Raw genomic sequence first — 17638 nt, 5'->3', positions numbered from 1 at the left:
GCGCCGAATTCAGCAAGAGCAGGGGGCTTACCACCTAGAGTCGCTCGTAGATTTCGGTGCGCTAAGCGGCGCTCAGCGCCGGAAATCGCACCGAAATCACACCGGGGCGAGCACGGGAGGGGCGGCACATGGACTTCAGGAAGCTGATCGAGTCGTGGCCGGTCTATCGGCAGCTCACCTCCAGCGACAGCACGGGCCGCGGCAAGGCCGCTCAATCCCACCGCTCACAACAACTGCAACCCCGCACGGCCGACGCCGACCACATCGCCCACTCCGTGTGCCCCTTCTGCGCAGTCGGCTGCGCGCAGAAGGTGTACGTGAAGGACGGCCAGGTCATCCAGATCGAAGGCAATCCGGACAGCCCGGTGTCGCGAGGTCGTCTGTGTCCCAAGGGATCTGCGAGCAAGCAACTCGTCACCGGCAAGCAGCGGCTCACCACAATCAAGTACCGCGCGCCGTACGCCACCGAGTGGCAGACCCTCGACCTGGACACCGCGATGGACATGGTCGCCGATCGCGTGCTCGACGCCCGCGCCAAAGGCTGGCAGGACTTCGACAAAGACCGCAACACCTTGCGCCGCACCATGGGCATCGCCAGCCTCGGCGGCGCCACCCTGGACAACGAAGAGAACTACCTCATCAAGAAGCTCTTCACCGCGCTGGGCGCATTACAGATCGAGAACCAAGCTCGTATTTGACACAGCGCCACGGTTCCCGGTCTGGGAGCCTCCTTCGGTCGCGGCGGAGCGACGGACTATCAGCAAGACCTTGCCAACTCGGACTTCATCGTCATCATGGGCTCGAACATGGCCGAGGCCCATCCGGTTGGGTTCCAGTGGGTGATGGAGGCCAAGGCCCGCGGCGCCGAAGTGGTCCACATCGACCCGCGGTTCACCAGAACCAGCGCGGTCGTCGACAAGCACGTGCCTTTGAGAGCCGGCAGCGACATCGCATTCCTCGGCGCGGTGATCAACTACATCCTGTCCAACGAGCTCGACTTCCGTGAGTACGTCACCGCGTACACCAACGCCGCCTTCCTGGTCGACGAGGGGTTCCAAGACACCGAGGACCTCGACGGGCTGTTCAGCGGCTACGACCGCGACACCGCGTCCTACGACACGTCGACCTGGCAGTACCAGCAGACCGAGTCCCAAGGCGGTGGCTCAGGAGCCAAGGAACGCAGCGCACCCGACCAGCAGGGCTCCGGGGGCGCACCGGTCCAAGGAGCCAAGGACATCCCGTCCGACCCGACGCTGCAGCACCCCCGCTGCGTCTACCAGATCCTCAAGCGCCACTTCGCCCGCTACACCCCCGAGATGGTGGAGCGGGTCTGCGGGGTGCCGGCCGAGCAGTTCGAATACGTCGCCCGCACGTGGGCGCAGAACTCCGGCCGCGAACGCACCTCCGCGCTGGTGTACAGCGTCGGCTGGACGCAGCACACCATGGGCGCGCAGTTCATCCGCGCCGGATCGATCATCCAACTGCTACTGGGCAACATCGGACGACCGGGCGGCGGCGTGTTCGCGCTACGAGGGCACGCCAGCATTCAAGGCTCCACCGACGTACCGACACTGTTCAACCTTTTGCCCGGCTATCTCGCGATGCCGCACGCCGGGCAGGAAACGCTCAGCGATTACCTCGACGACATCATCAGCCGCAACCAGAAAGGCTTCTGGCACAACGCCGATGCCTACATGGTGTCGCTGCTGAAGGAATACTGGGGCGAAAACGCCACCGCCGCAAACGATTACTGCTTCGACTACCTGCCCCGCATCAACGGCGACCACGGCACGTACCGCACGGTGATGGACATGGTCGACGGCAAGGTGTTCGGCTACTTCCTGCTCGGACAGAACCCAGCCGTCGGTTCCGCGCACGGCAAGCTGCAGCGCCTCGGCATGGCCAACCTCGACTGGCTGGTGGTGCGCGATCTCGTGGAGATCGAGAGCGCGACGTTCTGGAAGGACGGCCCGGAGGTCGAGACGGGGGAGATCACCCCGCAGACCTGCCGCACGGAGGTCTTCCTGTTCCCGGCCGCATCGCACGTCGAGAAGGCCGGCACCTTCACCCAGACCCAGCGGATGCTGCAGTGGCGCGAAAAAGCGGTCGACCCGCCCGGTGACGCGCGCTCGGAGCTTTGGTTCTTCTATCACCTCGGCCGTATCCTGCGCGAAAAGCTCGCTGGCTCAACCGATCCCACGGACCGGCCGCTGCTCGACCTCTCCTGGGACTACGCGATGGACGGCGACGAGCCTTCCGGCGAGGACGTGCTGCGCCGCATCAGCGGCATCGACGTGACGACGGGTCGCGTCGTCGACGGCTACACAGACCTCAAAGCCGACGGCACGACCATGTGCGGCTGCTGGATCTACAGCGGCGTGTACGCCGGTGACGTCAACCAGGCGGCACGGCGCACCCCGGGCAACGAATCCGAGTGGGGCTGGGCGTGGCCGATGAACCGCCGGGTGCTCTACAACCGCGCATCCGCCGACCCGCAGGGGCGGCCGTGGAGCGAACGCAAGAAGCTTGTCTGGTGGGACGCCGATGCAGGCGAATGGACCGGCGACGACGTGCCCGACTTCGAGAAGACCAAACCGCCCGACTACCAACCACCTGACGACGCGGTCGGCGTCGCGGCACTGCGCGGCGACGACCCGTTCGTCATGCAAGCCGACGGTAAGGCCTGGCTGTTCGCGCCCAACGGCGTGCTCGACGGTCCGCTGCCCACCCACTACGAGCCGCACGAGTCTCCGGTGCGCAACGCGCTGTATCGCCAGCAGGGCAATCCAGCGCGCAAAGTGTATGCGCGCCAAGACAATCCGTCGAACCCAGCGCCACCCGAACAGCACGGTGAGGTGTTCCCGTATGTGTTCACCGCGGCGCGGCTCACCGAGCACCACACCGCGGGCGGGATGAGCCGGCAGCTGCCGTATCTGTCCGAGCTCCAGCCTGAACTGTTCGTCGAGGTGTCGCCGGAGCTCGCAGCCGAGCGCGGGCTGACACACATGGAGTGGGCACACGTCGTCACCAGCCGCACCGCGGTGGATGCTCGCGTGTTCGTGACCGACAGGATGCGTCCGCTGCGCATCGAAGACCATGTGGTGCACCAGATCTGGATGCCGTATCACTGGGGGCATTCGGGGCTTGTCGACGGCGACGTGGTCAACGACCTGCTCGGCGTGGTCGCCGACCCCAACGTATTCATCCAGGAGAGCAAGGTGCTCACCTGCGACATCCAGCCTGGGCGGCGGCCGCGCGGTCCGGCGCTGCTGAGCTACATCGCCGAATACCGCGATCGCGCGGGCATCACACCGCAAACCGGCACCCACTTGGACACCCACACCGAGGAACAGCAATGACCGATCCCGCAAGCCAATCCGGCTACGACGACCATCCGCAGCGAGTCGGCTTCTTCACCGACACCTCAGTCTGCATCGGCTGCAAGGCATGTGAAGTGGCGTGCAAGGAATGGAACGGTGTGCCCGACGACGGGTTCAACTTGTTGGGCATGTCGTTCGACAACACCGGTGCACTGGGAGCCAACTCGTGGCGCCACGTCGCGTTCGTCGAGCAGCCGGCCCGCGCCGACGACAACTTCCGGTGGCTGATGAGCTCCGACGTGTGCAAACACTGCACCCACGCCGGATGCCTGGACGTCTGTCCGACGGGCGCGCTGTTCCGCACCGAATTCAGCACCGTCGTTGTGCAGCAAGACATTTGCAACGGCTGTGGCTACTGTGTGTCGGGCTGCCCCTACGGAGTGATCGAGCGCCGCGAGGGCGACGGCCGGGCATGGAAGTGCACGATGTGCTACGACCGCCTGCACGACGGTCTCGAGCCGGCATGTGCGAAGGCGTGCCCGACGGACTCGATTCAGTTCGGTCCGCTGGACGAGCTGCGCGAGCGGGCGCAGCAGCGCGTCGACGACCTGCACGCGCGCGGTGTCACACAGGCGCGGCTGTACGGCAACGATCCCGACGACGGCGTCGGCGGCAACGGCGCGTTCTTCCTGCTGCTCGACGAGCCCGAGGTCTACGGGCTGCCACCAGATCCGGTGGTGCCCACGCGTGACGCACCGGCGATGTGGCGCTACGCGGGGATGGCGGCGTCGGCGTTGGTGGCCGCGGCGGTGTCCGCGTTCGTGGGGCGCAGGAGATGAAAGAGCAACTGGCGGTTCCCCGCGCGGAGTTCCGGTCGTACTACGGCCGGCCGGTGCTGAAGTCGCCGGTGTGGAACTGGATGATCGCGGCCTACCTGTTCACGGGCGGCCTGTCGGCGGGGTCGGCGTTACTGGCGGCCGGGGCCGACCTCACCGACCGCCCACACCTGCGGCGGGTCGGCCGCCTGGGCGCGCTGGGCAGCCTGGTGGTGAGCATGTACCTGCTGATCGCCGACCTCGGCCGGCCCGAGCGGTTCCACCACATGCTCAGAGTGGCCAAACCCAGCTCGCCGATGAGCGTGGGCACCTGGATACTCGGCGCCTACGGTCCCGGAGCGGGGCTGGCCGCGGTCGCAGAGCTGCTGCCACAACGGCTGCAGGACAACCTAATTGGCCGAATCGCAAGTCGGCTCGCTCGGCCGGCCGGCCTGCACGCGGCGGCGCTGGCCCCCGGGGTCGCGTCGTACACGGCAGTGCTGCTGTCGCAAACGGCGGTCCCGGCGTGGCATGACGCGCATCCGTATCTTCCGTTCGTGTTCACCGGGTCCGCGGCCGCCAGCGGAGGTGGACTGGGGATGCTGCTGGCACCGCTCGACGAGTCCGCGCCTGCGAGACGCATGGCGGTCGCGGGCGCAGCGCTGGAAGTCGTGGCGTCACGAGTGTCAGAGCAGCGGCTCGGGCTGGTCCGCGAGGCCTACACCACAGGTAAAGCGCACCGGCTGCGGATGTGGGCGGAGTACCTGACGGTCGGTGGCGCGGTCGGCGCGGTCGCGGGCGGCCGCAGCCGGCCGGTGGTCGCGCTGTCGGGGCTGGCGCTGCTCGCGGGCAGCGCGCTGCAGCGGTTCGGCGTGTTCGAGGCGGGCGTCGCGTCCACCCGCGACCCCAAGTACGTCGTCGTCCCCCAACGGGAGCGGCACGACGCGAGGGCCGCGACAGTCATGACCGGCGGATGATTTCGACGAACGCCTGAGCCGCCGCGTCCACGCCAGCGTCGTCGTCGGTGGCCACCAAGTCCAGCAGCAGTCCGCGGATCACGGCCAGGCCCAGTCGGGCGAATGCCGGTTCGGCCCCGGCGAATTCGGCCAGCCAGTCGTCGACCGCGCCCGGCAGCATGTTCGCGTACGGCTTTTCGCCCTGGGCCGCGCGCGCGTAGCACTCGAAGAACAGTCGCTCGAATGCACGCAGCTGCGGTCGGCGAACGTCGGCCCACATCGCGGCGAACGCCTCGGCCGGCTCGCTGGGCAGCTCCCGCGACAACGCACGTTGGCGGCGCTCGACCTCGTCGACAATCGCCATCAGCAGTTTGTCGCGAGAACCGAAGTGATGCAACAACATTCGATGGCTGGTGCCGATGCTCTGGGCCACCTCACGCAGCGAGCGGTCGCCGATGCCGCCCGCCGCGAACGTGTCGACCAGCGCACCGAGCAGCTCAGCGCGTCGCGACGCGTCAGGAGACCGGGCCATCGAGGCCGTCGACGCCGTTGCGGCAGCGCTGCTCGCTGCGGGCCTTGAGTCCCTGCGCCTCCAGGTCGAGGTAGCGCTTGGACATCGGCCGCATGAGCCAGCCGACCAGCGTGCCTACCGGTCCTCGCTGATCGAGCTGCTGCCGCACGAGCGTGCAGTCGCCGGCTGTGGCGAGCACGTCATGCCGTGCGACGGTCGCGCCGCCCGGCGACCGCTGTACCCAGGTCCACGAGCTGCCAGGCTCCAGCTCGGTGACCTCCCAGACCAGCCGCGGCATGCGGGGCTGCTTGATCGCGAACCGCCTGCCGACGGCCAGCGCGGGACCGGCCAGTCCGACGAGGCGGGTGACCGAGGCTGTCCATTCCGGCCAGCGTTCGACGTCGCTGAACACGTCCCACACCACGGCCGCGGGCGCGGCTATCTCGACGCTGCTCTCCGTAATCATGTACCAGATGGTACATTTTCAATGTGGCGACGGACAGCTGGCGCAAGCCGTCGACTGCTCGCGCTGACTACACGGACCCGTCGGGTGAACGCCTCAGCTGCGAAGCCCGCTCGAAGATGTAGTCTCAAGAACCGTACAAGCGGCGGACGCCAGCCCCCAAGTACCAACCAGGGACGGACTATGGCAACAACTTCAGGTCAAACCCAGAGCCAGACGCCTCAAGCTCAATCCAAGTGGCTTTCGAAATCTGCGGCCCAGGCACGCGGGTCGGACGCCAAAGAAGTCCAATTCCATTACGACATCAGCAACGAGTTCTTCAAGCTGTGGCAAGACCCCACTCAGACGTATAGCTGCGCCTACTTCGAGCGCGACGACATGACCCTCGAAGAAGCGCAAATGGCCAAGGTCGATTTGGCGCTCGGCAAGCTGGGTCTGCAGCCGGGAATGACGCTGCTGGACATCGGCTGCGGTTGGGGCTCGACGATCATGCGGGCCGTGGAGAAGTACGACGTCAACGTCATCGGGCTGACCCTGTCGCAGAACCAGAAGCGGCACATCGAGGAACACTGGTTCGCCAACTCCAAGAGCAAGCGCCACATGGAAGTGCGGCTGCAACCGTGGGAGGAGTTCGAGGGCAAGGTCGACCGGATTGTGTCGATCGGCGCCTTCGAGCACTTCGGTTTCAGCAAGTACGACGATTACTTCAAGAAGACGTACAGCTGGCTTCCCGACGACGGCGTGATGCTGCTACACACGATCATCATCCCCGAGGATGAAGAGATCAAAGCCAAGGGGCTGCCGCTGACCATGTCGCGGGTGCGGTTCATCAAGTTCATCATGGACGAGATCTATCCCGGTGGCCGTCTGCCGCTGGCCTCGATGGTCAAAGAGCACGCCACCAAGGCCGGCTACACCGTCACCCGCGAGCAGCACCTGCAGCCGCACTACGCCCGCACGTTGGACACCTGGGCCGCCAATCTCGAGGCCAAGAAGGACGAGGCCATCGCGATCACGTCCGAGGAGATCTACGAGCGGTTCCACAAGTACCTGACCGGCTGTGCCGACCTGTTCCGGCAGGGCTACACCGACGTCTGTCAGTTCACCTGCGAGAAGGCGGCCTGATTTTCGGAGGAGGGAGCAACAGCCGATGTCTGACGGAGGCGCGGGCGTAAAGACGATGCGCCCGCAGTTCGAAGAGGTCCAAGCGCATTACGACCTCTCGGACGACTTCTTCGGCGTTTTCCAGGACCCCACGCGGACCTACAGTTGCGCGTTCTACGAGCGCGACGACATGACGCTCGAAGAGGCGCAGCTGGCCAAGATCGACCTCGCATTGGGCAAGCTTGATTTGCAGCCCGGCATGACGCTGCTCGACGTGGGCTGCGGCTGGGGCTCGGTGATGAAGCGCGCGGTCGAGCGCTACGACGTCAACGTCATCGGTCTGACCCTCAGCAAGAACCAGCGGGCCTTCTGCGAGAAGATGTTCGACACCATGGATACCGACCGCTCGCGGCAGGTCTATTTGCGCGGCTGGGAGGAGTTCGACGAGCCCGTCGACCGCATCGTGTCGATCGAGGCGTTCGAGGCCTTCCCCAAGGAGCGGTACGGCGCGTTCTTCGAGACCTGCTACCGGATCCTGCCCAGCGGCGGGCGCATGGTGTTGCAGACGATCATGGGTCATCCGCTGAAGCGCTGGCCGGAGATGGGCATCCCGATCACGATGACCGACCTGAAATTCATGCGGTTCATCGCCAAGGAGATCTTCCCGGGCGGCTCGATCCCGTGCGACGAGGACATCATCGGATTATCAAGCGCCGCAGGGTTTTCCGTCGAGCACGTGCAGCGGCTCAACCAGCACTACGTGCGCACGTTGGACACCTGGGCGATGAACCTGCAAGCCGCCCGCGACGAGGCGATCGCCGCGACGTCGGTCGAGGTGTACGAGCGCTACATGCACTACCTGACCGGCTGCTCCGACTTCTTCCGGCGCGGCATCAGCGAGCTGGGGCAGTTCACGATCGTCAAGGCGTAGCTCAGCAGATCTTGCTGTCGGCGGCGGTGAGCGCCCGCAGCGTCCTGTCGGCATCCGGTGTCTTCGCCAGCCGCTGCAGCGCCTCGTCCAACGTCTCCGCCACCGGCAGCCGGTGGTCCGGTGTGACAGCCAGCGCGACGTTCACCGCGTCGCTGGTCACGAGCATCCACGCGCGCCCGGCTCGATCGCATGCGCGGGCGAAGCGCAGGACGGCTTTGAGCCCGGCGACACCGAGGAACTCGACCCCGCTGAAGTCCACCACCAGCGGGTGGTCGACGTGGACGAAGCCGAGCAGGTAGTCGCTGACCTGCTCTTCGTCGCACGCGTCGATGTCACCGGCCACCTCGATGACCGTGGCCGGCGGGCGCGGATAACTTCCTAACCGCAGCGGCGCTTCGGTGCCCTTGCGCTCGATCGGCACGGTCACTGTACGAACGCGTTCCTGATAGTCGTTGTCAGCCAAAGCAACCCTCGGTAGTCGGAAACGGCGTGTCCGAGAGGCTTACCCGATGAAGCAACTTCGTACTCATCCGCAGGAACTTTCACATCGTCGGGCGTGCGAGCGTCGCCTATGACAACCCATAGAGTTGCGTCATCACCCGATCCCGTGTCACCCGGGGAGCCGCGCGCGATATGACTCGACAACAGCCAACGGCAGCTGAACCGGAGCCGCGCTGGTCCGTGCGCGAAATGCGAAAGGCCGCAACGGTTCTCGCTATTGCGCTGCTCATGGCCTCGGCCTTCGCCACCACGTACACGGTGGCGCTCGGCCGGCCGTTTCCGCGCCACCTGCCCATCGCGGTCGTGGGTCCGTCGGAAACGACGACCGCGATCATCAATGAGCTGCAGATCAAGTCCCACGAGTTCGACGCGCGCACATATCCGTCCCGCGAGGCCGCGATCGCCGCGGTGAATCGGCAGGAGATCCCTGCGGTGATCGACGCCAGTGCGAGCCCCCCGCAGCTTCTGCTGTCCAGCGCCAGTGACCCGTCGTCGGCGCGAGTGTTGACCCAGCTGGACCAGTCGGCGCCCGGCCGCTTCATCCTCCCGGTCATCGACCTGCATCCGCTGCCGGCCACGGACCCCGCAGGACTGGCCACGTTCTATGTGATCATCGCGGCGACGATTCTGGGCTTCGTCACGATGTTCCAGTTGCGCGCCAACGTCAAGACGCTGAACCTGCGCCGCTGGCTGGTGTGTGTGGCGGCGCTGGTGGTCGTAGGTGGCGCCGCACTGGCGGGCGTCACCGGTCCGCTGCTGGATGCGCTGCACGCGCCGTTTGCGGAACTGTGGTTGCTGCTGTCGCTGCAGATCGCGATCGCGGCGTTGTTCAACTCGACCATGCTGGTGCTGATCCACCGGTGGGCGATCATCCCGACGTGGGGCGTGTTCATCCTGCTGGGCAACACGTCGTCGGGCGGCGCGGTGTCCGCGTCGCTGCTGCCGCAGCCGTTCGCGTTCCTCAATCACGCGCTGCCCAGCGGTGCGGCGGTCAGCGCCATCCACTCGGCGTCGTACTTTCCGCACAACCAGCGCGCGCTGCCGTTCGTGGTGCTCGGGGTGTGGCTGGGGGCGACGCTGACCGCGCTGTTGGTGTCGTCGCGGCTGTTGAAGCGCTCGCCGGCGAATGCGTGAGCTCAGCGCACCCCGAGGAGCGTGTCGATCCATCCGCGGGCGAAGTACAACAGGAACCCGGCTGCCACCACCCACAGCAGCGGGCTGATCTCGCGAACTCTGCCCGACGCCGCACGCAGCACCACCCACGCGATGAACCCCACGCCGATCCCGTTGGCGATCGAGTAGCTCAGCGGCATCACCGCGACCGTCAGCACCACGGGCAGCGACACCGAGAAGTCCGAGAAGTCGATCTCCCGCAAGACGGAGGCCATCATGGTGCCGACGATCACCAGCGCGGCGGCGGCCACCTCCGACGGCACGATCGCGGCCAACGGCGTCAAAAACATTGCCGCCAAGAACAATCCGCCGGTCACGAGGCTCGCAAGTCCGGTGCGGGCACCTTCGCCGATGCCTGCCCCGGACTCGACGAACACCGTGTTCGACGACGCGGACACCGCGCCGCCGGCCACCGCGCCGGCGCCTTCGACGACGAGGGCGGCCTGCAGGCGCGGGAAGTTGCCGTGTTCGTCGGAAAGCCCGGCCTGGCGCGCCAGGCCGGTGAAGCTGCCCATCGCGTCGAAGAAGTTGGTGAACACCAGCGTGAACACCAGCATGACGGCCGCCACGATGCCGATGCGGCTGAAGCTGCTGAGGCTGAATTCGCCGACCAACGTCAGGTCGGGCAGTGCGAACGGTGAACGCTGCAGCGTCGGCACGGACAGGGTCCAGCCGCCGGGGTTCTTGGCCGCGGGCCCGAGGTGCCAGATCGCTTCGACGACGACGGCGACCGCGGTTCCGAAGATGAGCCCAATCAGGATGGCGCCGCGCACTTTTCGCGCCACGAGGACGCCGGTCGCCAGCAGCGTGACGACGAAGACGACCGTCGGCACGGTGTTGATCGAGCCGCCCCCGTGGCTGCCCAGGCCCACAGGAGGCGACGGCAGCTTCGTCGAACCGACGAAACCCGCGTCCACCAAGCCGACGAACAAGATGAACAGTCCGATGCCGGCGGTGATGGCCAGCTTCAACGGCATCGGCACCGCGTCGAAGATCAGTCTGCGCAAGCCGGTGGCGGCCAGCGCGACGATGATCAGTCCGTCGATGACGACCAGGCCCATCGCCTCGGGCCACGTCAGATCACCGACGACGGAGCTGGCGAGGAACGAGTTGATGCCCAGGCCGGCAGCGAACGCGAACGGCAGCCGCGCCGCGACGCCGAAGAGGACTGTCATCACGCCCGCAGCGAGCGAGGTGACCGCGGAGACTTGAGTGAATTCCAGCCGGTGGCCGGCGACGTCGGCGGTGCCCGACAAGACAATCGGGTTCAGCACGATGATGTAGGCCATCGCGATGAAAGTGACTATGCCGCCGCGTATTTCGGTGCCGACGGTCGAGCCGCGCGAGCTGATCTCGAAGAAGCGGTCGATACGGTTCACCGTTCGACCCTACGGGGTGCGCTCGGCCTCAGTACGCGCCGAACACCAGCGCGACGTTGTGCCCGCCCAGCCCCATGGAGTTCGACAGCGCGTACCGGTAGTCGGCGCGCCGCGGTTCCCCGGCGACCACGTCGAGGTCGATCTCAGGGTCGAGGGTGTGCAAGTTGAGCGTCGGCGGCACGACGCCGTCGCGCAGCGCCTGCACCGTCAGGACGGCTTCGACCGCGGCGGTGGCGCCCAGCGACTGACCCAGTGCCGCTTTGGGGGCGTAGACCGCGGGGCTGTTGTTCTTCAGCGCTAGCCTCAGCGCGCGGGCCTCGGCGAGGTCGCCGAACGTGGTGCCGGTGGCGTGGGCGTTGACGTGGTCGATGTCGCCGGGGGTCAGCCCGGCGAGGTGGATGGCGTGGCTGATCGCGTCGGCCGCTGACTCGCCCGAAGGGTCGGGCTTGACGTCGTCGTAGCCGTCGGAGCTGATCGCGACGCCCAGCAGCCGCGCCAGGATCGGCGCGCCGCGGGCCTTCGCGTGCTCCTCGGTTTCGATGAGCATCAGGGCGCCGCCCTCACCCAGCACCATGCCGTCCCGGTCTTTGTCGAAGGGACGGCAGGCGCCCGCGGGGTCGTCGTTGTTGGTGGACAGCAGCCCCAGCTTGGTGAACGCGGCGACGGGCACTGCCTCGATGTGGGTTTCGACGCCGCCGCAGATCGCGATGTCGGCGTCGCCGAACACGATGTGCTGCCAGGCCTTGGCGATCGCGGCCGCTCCGGCGGCGTCGGCCATCACCGGCGAGATCACCCCGGCCTTGGCCTGGCGGTCGAGGCCGACCGCGGCGGCCGGCGCGTTGGGCATGAACATCTGCACCGACAACGGCGAGACGGCACGCAGGCCGCGTTCCCGCCACAGATCGTGCTGGTTGGGGATCTCCTGGGTGGAGCCGAGGGCCAGGCCGACGGAGACCAGCAGCCGTTTGGTGTCGACCTCCGGTTCGCCGGCGATCTTCCACAGCCGGCGGTTGAGCACCAACGACATCTTCTGCATGTAGGAGGTGCGTCTGCGCTCCACGCGGTCCAGCTGCTCGTCGAATGTCTCGCGCAGTTCACCGCCGATGCGCACCGGTGAATCGAACTCTTGGACGAACGGCTTCTCCAGGGGCCGGATACCGCTACGACCCGCCAGTAGCTGCTGCCATGTCTCTTCGGCGTCGGGCGCGAGCGCGGTGGTTGATGTGACTGCGGTGACGACGACGTCGGGGAGTCCGTCCCCGGTTCTCAACGGTGGCATGCCTCTGGTCGCCTAGCTAGTTGATGACGTTCGGACGCTGTTCCATCCTACGAAAGCCCGGGCGAGTCCGTAGCCACCCACTTGCGGCCCGCGGCTCGTAGGCTCGAGGCGATGAGCGAGTCGGCGTTGCCTCCCGGTCCCACGCTGCCCAGGTGGATTCAGGCCCGCGTGCATGCCCGGCGCAACGTCGAGGCACCGGCGCGTCACGCGTACTGAACTCGCACCGCCCGTTGGCTGGCGTAGACCTCGGCCAGGAACTGCTCGACGGCAACAGCCGCATGGGCGGCGCGTGCCGAGCCGATGATGTCGAAACCGTGCTGCGTCCAAGGCAATTCGGCGTATACCACCGGCTGCGTGCTGACCTCGCGCAGCCGCGCGACGAACGCGCGGGCCTGCTCCACCGGAACCAGCGAGTCGTTCACGCCATGCAGGACGAAGAACGGTGGAGCGTCCGCAGACACGTAGCGCACCGGTGACGCGTCGATGTACGGCTGAAGGTTTTTCGAGTGCGGCTGCTTGACCACCCAGCGCTCGAGCAGCTCGGGCATCGACGGATGCATCGCGTCGTCGAAGCGGGTGAAGTCGTAGACACCGTAGAACGGCACGGCGGCCTGCACGCGGGTGTCGGCCTCTTCGAATCCGGGCTGGAACCGCGGATCGTTGGGCGTCAGCGCTGCGAGTGACGACAGGTGGCCGCCGGCCGAACCACCCGTGACCGCAATGAAATTCGGGTCGCCGCCATATTCGGCGATGTGTGCCTTGACCCACGCGAGGGCACGCTTGACGTCGACGATGTGGTCGGGCCAGGTGTTGCGCGGGCTGTGCCGGTAATTGATCGCCACGCAGACCCAACCGAGTTCGGCGAGGTGGCTCATCAACGGATGTGCTTGTCCGCGTTTGTTTCCCGTCGTCCAGGCGCCGCCGGGGATCTGGAACAGCACGGGAGCGCCACCGTCAGGGTCGAGGTCGGGACGTCGCCAGATGTCGAGGTGGTTGGCGCGGCCGTAGGGGCCGTAGCTGACGTCGGAGTCGTGGGCGTAGTCGCGGTAGATGCGCAGCATCCGCACCGGTCCCGGTGTCTTGGCGGTGCCGCCGCCGGCCGGCCGGCGCCACAGCCCCGACGAGTCGGTGCGGCGGTCGGCGCCCAGGCCGTCGTCCAGCGCGGCTTTCAGCGGAACGTCGGCGCGATGCCCGGCGCGGTGGAAGGTCAGCAGCCCCAGCGCGGACAGGGCCGCGGTGACCCAGGCGATCAAGCGCACCGGCCGGGTGAGGCGCCGAGCGGTCAGCGCCAGCCCGCCGAGCTGGCTGGCCAGCGTCTGCAGCGGTAACTCGGTGACCACCAAACCGAATGCCCACGCCCAGATCGACGGGTAGCCGGACCGGGCCAGCGGCCGGTAGCCGTTGAGGGTGGACGCGGCGGCGACTGCCGCGACGCCCAGCGCGCCGACTTGGCGGCCGATGTGGAGGAGTCGAGCCTTACGCATTCGGTCACGATACGAGAAGGTCAGGTGGCGGCCAGAAATCACCGCTCGAAGTGCTGATAGTCGTGCGGGTTTCGCCAATTGCCGCCCCAGCGCCAGCCGTGATCGGTGAAGGCGCGTACGGCGGCGTCGCCGTCGTGAAGGATGCCGGGCTCGGTGCGGTTGCGGTCGAGATATCGTGCGGCGTTCTTCGGTTGGAAGGCGCCTGTGGCATCGATGGACGGGTTGAGGAGCGGATTGACGTCGACAGCGGTACCGAGGGCGTGCAAAGACCAGCGGCCGGTTCCCGGTAGGTCGCGACAGTTGAATGCCGAGGTGTTGTTGTCCTCCATCGACAGTTCGTCGTCGGCGCCCGGATACTGCTCGACGGTGCGCATCTTCGCGATGGGATAGCGCAGTCGCTGCAATTCGCCGAAGATCGCGATCACCTCGGCTACCACGTCTTCGTCGACGATCAACTGGCCGCGGTGTGAGTGGCCGTCGAAGCCGAGGTAGTCCACCTCGACAAGCCGCAGCGCTTCAGGCGCGACCGGGCAGCCCGGCCTCCAGCTGGCGCCCAGCTCCGCGGCGCTGACGGGGCGGACGGAGGCAGCGGCCGACGCCGGCGGCAGCGCGCTTGTGCCCGGCCGTGGAATCGGCGTCGTCGGAGGCGCCGGCGGGACGGACGTGCACTGGGTGAGCAGCGCACACAGGGTGAGTAACGCTGCCGGTGAAGCGATCCGCGCCGCTCCGAAGCGAAATGGCACCGCGGAGATGGTAGGCGCGGCTCGTCATCGGTGTACAGTCGGAAGTTCAACGGTTTGAGGAATTTCGTGGAACATCGCAAGTCGCTTACCATCGTCAGCTGCAAGAATTCCGTGCCCTCGCGCACCACTCTTGTCAATAGAATTGCGCAACAAGCCTTTTCGTGTCGATCAGACGTGTCGTCGTGAACGGCATGACCGGCGCGCGGCGCTCGGCGCGTCCGGTGCGGGTGACTCTGGCCCATGCGTTGGGCGGCGACATCGACGGGGCCTGGTGGCCGCGGACCGCGTCAGTGGCGGGTGAGCTTCCCGAGTTGGTGGAGGCGCTGCATCGTCTTCTCGGCGAGATCCTCGATATCAGCGTCAACTGGTCAGCAATGGCCGGCGCACCGGATTTGAACGCGTTGCGCTACGGACCCAAACCGATCCTTTGCTCGAATGACCGGCCGCAACGGCTGATGGCTGTGAAGGGCGATCGCGGCTGCGCGACGCTGCTGGTCGTTCCGCATCTGACCATGCCTGCGCTGGGTCTGATGGTGCTTCGCCGGGCGGCGGGGCGGCCGCTGACCGTCGCCGAACAGGACAGCCAGGAATTCCGGACCGCTGACCGAGTGGTGCGGGTTGCCGAGGCGCAGAGCGCGTCATGGGCCAAGGCCGTTTCGCAGGCCTAGAGCCTAGAAAGGGCCTAGAAAGACCAATGGGCTGGTGTGGCATTGCCACCCCAGCCCACGGTCGTGTGGAAACTCAGAGTCTGGTCACTCCGACTGCCTGAGGGCCTTTGGCGCCTTGCCCGATCTCGAATTCGACGCGTTGGTCTTCATCGAGGCTGCGATAGCCGTTGCCCTGGATCTCGGAGTAGTGGACGAACACATCCTCGGTAGCACCGTCAGGAGTGATGAAGCCGTAGCCCTTTTCGCCGTTGAACCACTTCACGGTTCCTTGTGTCATGAAATTAACTTCTCTCATTCAAAGCGGATGTAGGTAGAACATCCGCGGTCCAGCGTAACAAAGAAACGCGAATTGTCATCTTGCGTCGCTATTTTCGTTGGCCGCCTTCGGTTATTACGGGCGTCGCCGGCGTTGGCCCGACCGGCGACGAGTGACAGGCGCGGCAACGGGAGCGGCCGGTGCGCGGTAGGGCGCCAGCTCGCCGACCAACGCTTGCACCGCTGGCGAATCGGCAGCCACGTGCTGAGGACTGACGTGAATTCCGGCCTTGCGCAGCAATGTCCGTGTGTCACCGCGTTGTTCGGGCAGCACGACGGTGACCACGTCACCGGCATTTCCGGCGCGGGCCGTGCGTCCGGAACGGTGAAGGTAGGCCTTGTGTTCGTTGGGCGGGTCGACATGCACCACCAACTCGATGCCGTCGACATGCACGCCGCGCGCGGCGATGTCGGTGGCCACCAGCACGCGAGCGTCACCCGCGGTGAACGCGGCGAGGTTGCGTGCCCTGGCTGGCTGAGAAAGGTTGCCGTGCAAGTCAACTGACGGGACACCCGACGCGGTGAGTTCCTTGGCGAGTTTGCGTGCCTGATGTTTGGTGCGGGAGAACAGGATTCGCCGACCCGTGCCTGAGGCCAACCGGTGCACCAGTTCCTTTTTGGCTTGCGCGCCCGCGACGTGGAAGACGTGATGGTTCATCGCCGCGACGGGTGAGCTGGCGCTGTCGACGGAGTGCGCGATCTCGTCGCGCAGGAATCGTCGGACCAGCTTGTCGACGCCGTTGTCCAGCGTCGCGGAGAACAGCAGCCGCTGGCCGCCGGCCGGAGTGGCGGCGAGGATGCGTGTGACGCTCGGCAGGAACCCGAGGTCGGCCATGTGGTCGGCTTCGTCGATCACGGTGACCTGCACGCCGTCGAGGCTGACGAGGCGTTGCTTCATCAGGTCTTCGAGCCGGCCCGGGCAGGCGACCACGATGTCGACGCCGGCGCGCAGCGCCTTGACCTGCCGTGCCTGCGGGACGCCGCCGAAGATCGTCGTGAGGCGCAGATCGCGGGCTGCGGCCAGCGGTTCCAGCGTCGCGCTGATCTGGGCGGCCAGTTCGCGGGTCGGGGCCAGCACGAGTCCGGACGGACGCGTTCCGCGGTGGAGCCGACTGGCCAGAGGGATCGCGAAGGCCAGGGTCTTGCCGCTGCCGGTCTTGCCGCGGCCGAGGACGTCACGGCCGGCGAGAGTGTCGGCCAGGGTGGCGGCCTGAATGGGGAACGGGCGGGTGATGCCGGCTGCGGCGAGCGCGTCGATCACGGCTGCAGGCACGCCAAGGTCGGCGAAGTTTGTGGTCATGGGTGTCTTTCAGGCATTGGGTGCGCCGAGGCTCGTCGCGCCGAACAGCGCGGTAACTCAGCACAACGTGGCGAGATTGCCGGTGGGCAAAATCGATCGCCGCGAATCGGATTTCGGCTTGGCCGATGGGGGTTCCACGACGGTTTGTCGTAAGCCAGCCTACCTGACGGCGGCCCGAAGTCAGAGTTCGCCGAGATCGTCGGGCACGTCGACGGCGTATTTCTGCAGCGTCTCCAGCGGCACCACCGCCAACGTGGCCTCGTGAGTGCAGGCCAGCACGACGGGTGCGGCGCAGCCGTCGACGTGGGCCCGCAGCCAGTTCGCGGCGGTCACACACCACCGGTCGCCCGGCACCAAGCCGGGGAAGCGGTATTGGGGCATCGGCGTGGAAAGGTCGTTGCCGATCGAGCGCTGGTGACGCAGGAACTCGGCGGTCACCACCGCACAGATGGTGTGCAGGCCGATGTCCTGCGGGCCGGTCGAGCAGCAGCCGTCGCGGTAGAAGCCGGTGAGCGGGTCGGTGCCGCACGGCTCGAGAACGCCGCCGAGCACGTTGCGGTCAGCCATGGGCACAGTATGCGCGTCGAAACGGCGCGAACCGTGGGCGGCTGCGAGCGTCTTTGGCGCAGCTCGCGCGGATTCGGTACCGTCGCGATCGATTCCGGTACGACGTCGACGGAACCCACGCGAGGCAGG

At 66.8% G+C, this 17638-nt stretch carries 17 protein-coding genes; 7 read left to right on the top strand and 10 right to left on the bottom strand.

What is annotated here, in order from left to right; translation table 11 throughout:
* Positions 1-128: 128 nt before the first annotated feature.
* From fdh to nrfD, 3 genes are read left to right on the top strand one after another with little or no spacing between them, the layout of a single operon-like run.
* On the top strand, positions 129-3359 hold the full coding sequence (gene fdh, locus AC5Y4C_RS03015) for a formate dehydrogenase (RefSeq protein ID WP_499963360.1): 3231 nt from the start codon (positions 129-131) through the stop codon (positions 3357-3359).
* Positions 3356-4159, top strand: coding sequence for a 4Fe-4S dicluster domain-containing protein (locus AC5Y4C_RS03010; RefSeq protein WP_499906006.1), 804 nt, complete (start codon positions 3356-3358; stop codon positions 4157-4159). The genes fdh and AC5Y4C_RS03010 overlap by 4 nt, the downstream gene beginning before the upstream one ends.
* On the top strand, positions 4156-5112 hold the full coding sequence (nrfD, locus tag AC5Y4C_RS03005) for an NrfD/PsrC family molybdoenzyme membrane anchor subunit (RefSeq protein WP_499963359.1): 957 nt from the start codon (positions 4156-4158) through the stop codon (positions 5110-5112). The genes AC5Y4C_RS03010 and nrfD overlap by 4 nt, the downstream gene beginning before the upstream one ends.
* Here the strand turns inward: nrfD and AC5Y4C_RS03000 are convergent.
* The gene (locus AC5Y4C_RS03000; protein WP_499963358.1) at positions 5096-5623 is read right to left on the bottom strand and encodes a TetR/AcrR family transcriptional regulator; all 528 of its coding nucleotides are present in this window, start codon (positions 5621-5623) and stop codon (positions 5096-5098) included. The two genes, nrfD and AC5Y4C_RS03000, sit on opposite strands and share 17 nt — an antisense overlap.
* A complete protein-coding gene (locus AC5Y4C_RS02995; protein WP_499963357.1) occupies positions 5607-6068 on the bottom strand; it encodes an SRPBCC family protein in 462 nt (153 codons plus the stop codon). Before AC5Y4C_RS02995 ends, AC5Y4C_RS03000 begins: the two co-directional genes overlap by 17 nt.
* Before the next feature lie 180 nt (positions 6069-6248).
* On the opposite strand from AC5Y4C_RS02995, the gene AC5Y4C_RS02990 reads away from it, so the two are divergent.
* Positions 6249-7190 (top strand): cyclopropane mycolic acid synthase family methyltransferase, encoded by a 942-nt coding sequence (locus AC5Y4C_RS02990; protein ID WP_499906017.1) that lies wholly within the window; start codon positions 6249-6251, stop codon positions 7188-7190.
* 25 nt (positions 7191-7215) lie between these two features.
* On the top strand, positions 7216-8100 hold the full coding sequence (locus AC5Y4C_RS02985) for a cyclopropane mycolic acid synthase family methyltransferase (protein ID WP_499949455.1): 885 nt from the start codon (positions 7216-7218) through the stop codon (positions 8098-8100).
* Between the two features lies 1 nt (position 8101).
* Here AC5Y4C_RS02985 and AC5Y4C_RS02980 read toward each other — a convergent pair whose 3' ends face one another.
* Positions 8102-8527 (bottom strand): STAS domain-containing protein, encoded by a 426-nt coding sequence (locus AC5Y4C_RS02980; protein WP_499906023.1) that lies wholly within the window; start codon positions 8525-8527, stop codon positions 8102-8104.
* Positions 8528-8790: 263 nt separating this feature from the next.
* Here AC5Y4C_RS02980 and AC5Y4C_RS02975 point away from each other — a divergent pair, with 263 nt between their 5' ends.
* On the top strand, positions 8791-9735 hold the full coding sequence (locus tag AC5Y4C_RS02975) for a DUF3533 domain-containing protein (RefSeq protein WP_499906025.1): 945 nt from the start codon (positions 8791-8793) through the stop codon (positions 9733-9735).
* Between the two features lie 2 nt (positions 9736-9737).
* Here the strand turns inward: AC5Y4C_RS02975 and AC5Y4C_RS02970 are convergent, their stop codons facing one another.
* From AC5Y4C_RS02970 to AC5Y4C_RS02955, 4 genes are all read right to left on the bottom strand, one after another.
* A complete protein-coding gene (locus AC5Y4C_RS02970; RefSeq protein WP_499963354.1) occupies positions 9738-11153 on the bottom strand; it encodes an NCS2 family permease in 1416 nt (471 codons plus the stop codon).
* A 28-nt stretch (positions 11154-11181) separates the two neighbouring features.
* Entirely contained in the window at positions 11182-12432 is a 1251-nt protein-coding gene (locus AC5Y4C_RS02965) for a KasA/KasB family beta-ketoacyl-ACP synthase (RefSeq protein WP_499963353.1), read from the bottom strand.
* Between the two features lie 203 nt (positions 12433-12635).
* Positions 12636-13916 carry an alpha/beta hydrolase fold domain-containing protein gene (locus AC5Y4C_RS02960; RefSeq protein ID WP_499963351.1) on the bottom strand — a complete coding sequence of 427 codons (1281 nt, stop codon included), beginning with the start codon at positions 13914-13916 and terminating at the stop codon, positions 12636-12638.
* Between the two features lie 38 nt (positions 13917-13954).
* A complete protein-coding gene (locus AC5Y4C_RS02955) occupies positions 13955-14659 on the bottom strand; it encodes a M15 family metallopeptidase (protein WP_499963349.1) in 705 nt (234 codons plus the stop codon).
* A gap of 161 nt (positions 14660-14820) precedes the next feature.
* Between AC5Y4C_RS02955 and AC5Y4C_RS02950 the strand changes: the two genes are divergently transcribed.
* Entirely contained in the window at positions 14821-15327 is a 507-nt protein-coding gene (locus tag AC5Y4C_RS02950) for a DUF5994 family protein (protein ID WP_499906039.1), read from the top strand.
* Positions 15328-15400: 73 nt separating this feature from the next.
* Here the strand turns inward: AC5Y4C_RS02950 and AC5Y4C_RS02945 are convergent, their stop codons facing one another.
* From AC5Y4C_RS02945 to AC5Y4C_RS02935, 3 genes are all read right to left on the bottom strand, one after another.
* On the bottom strand, positions 15401-15604 hold the full coding sequence (locus AC5Y4C_RS02945; protein WP_499906041.1) for a cold-shock protein: 204 nt from the start codon (positions 15602-15604) through the stop codon (positions 15401-15403).
* 114 nt (positions 15605-15718) lie between these two features.
* Positions 15719-16942: a DEAD/DEAH box helicase gene (locus AC5Y4C_RS02940; protein WP_499963347.1), complete on the bottom strand. Its 1224-nt coding sequence runs from the start codon at positions 16940-16942 to the stop codon at positions 15719-15721.
* Between the two features lie 180 nt (positions 16943-17122).
* Positions 17123-17509 (bottom strand): DUF2237 family protein, encoded by a 387-nt coding sequence (locus tag AC5Y4C_RS02935; protein WP_499906047.1) that lies wholly within the window; start codon positions 17507-17509, stop codon positions 17123-17125.
* Between the last annotated feature and the right edge of the window lie 129 nt (positions 17510-17638).

Source organism: Mycobacterium sp. NGS35 (assembly GCF_059812855.1).
This window is presented reverse-complemented; position numbering and strand designations above follow the sequence as displayed.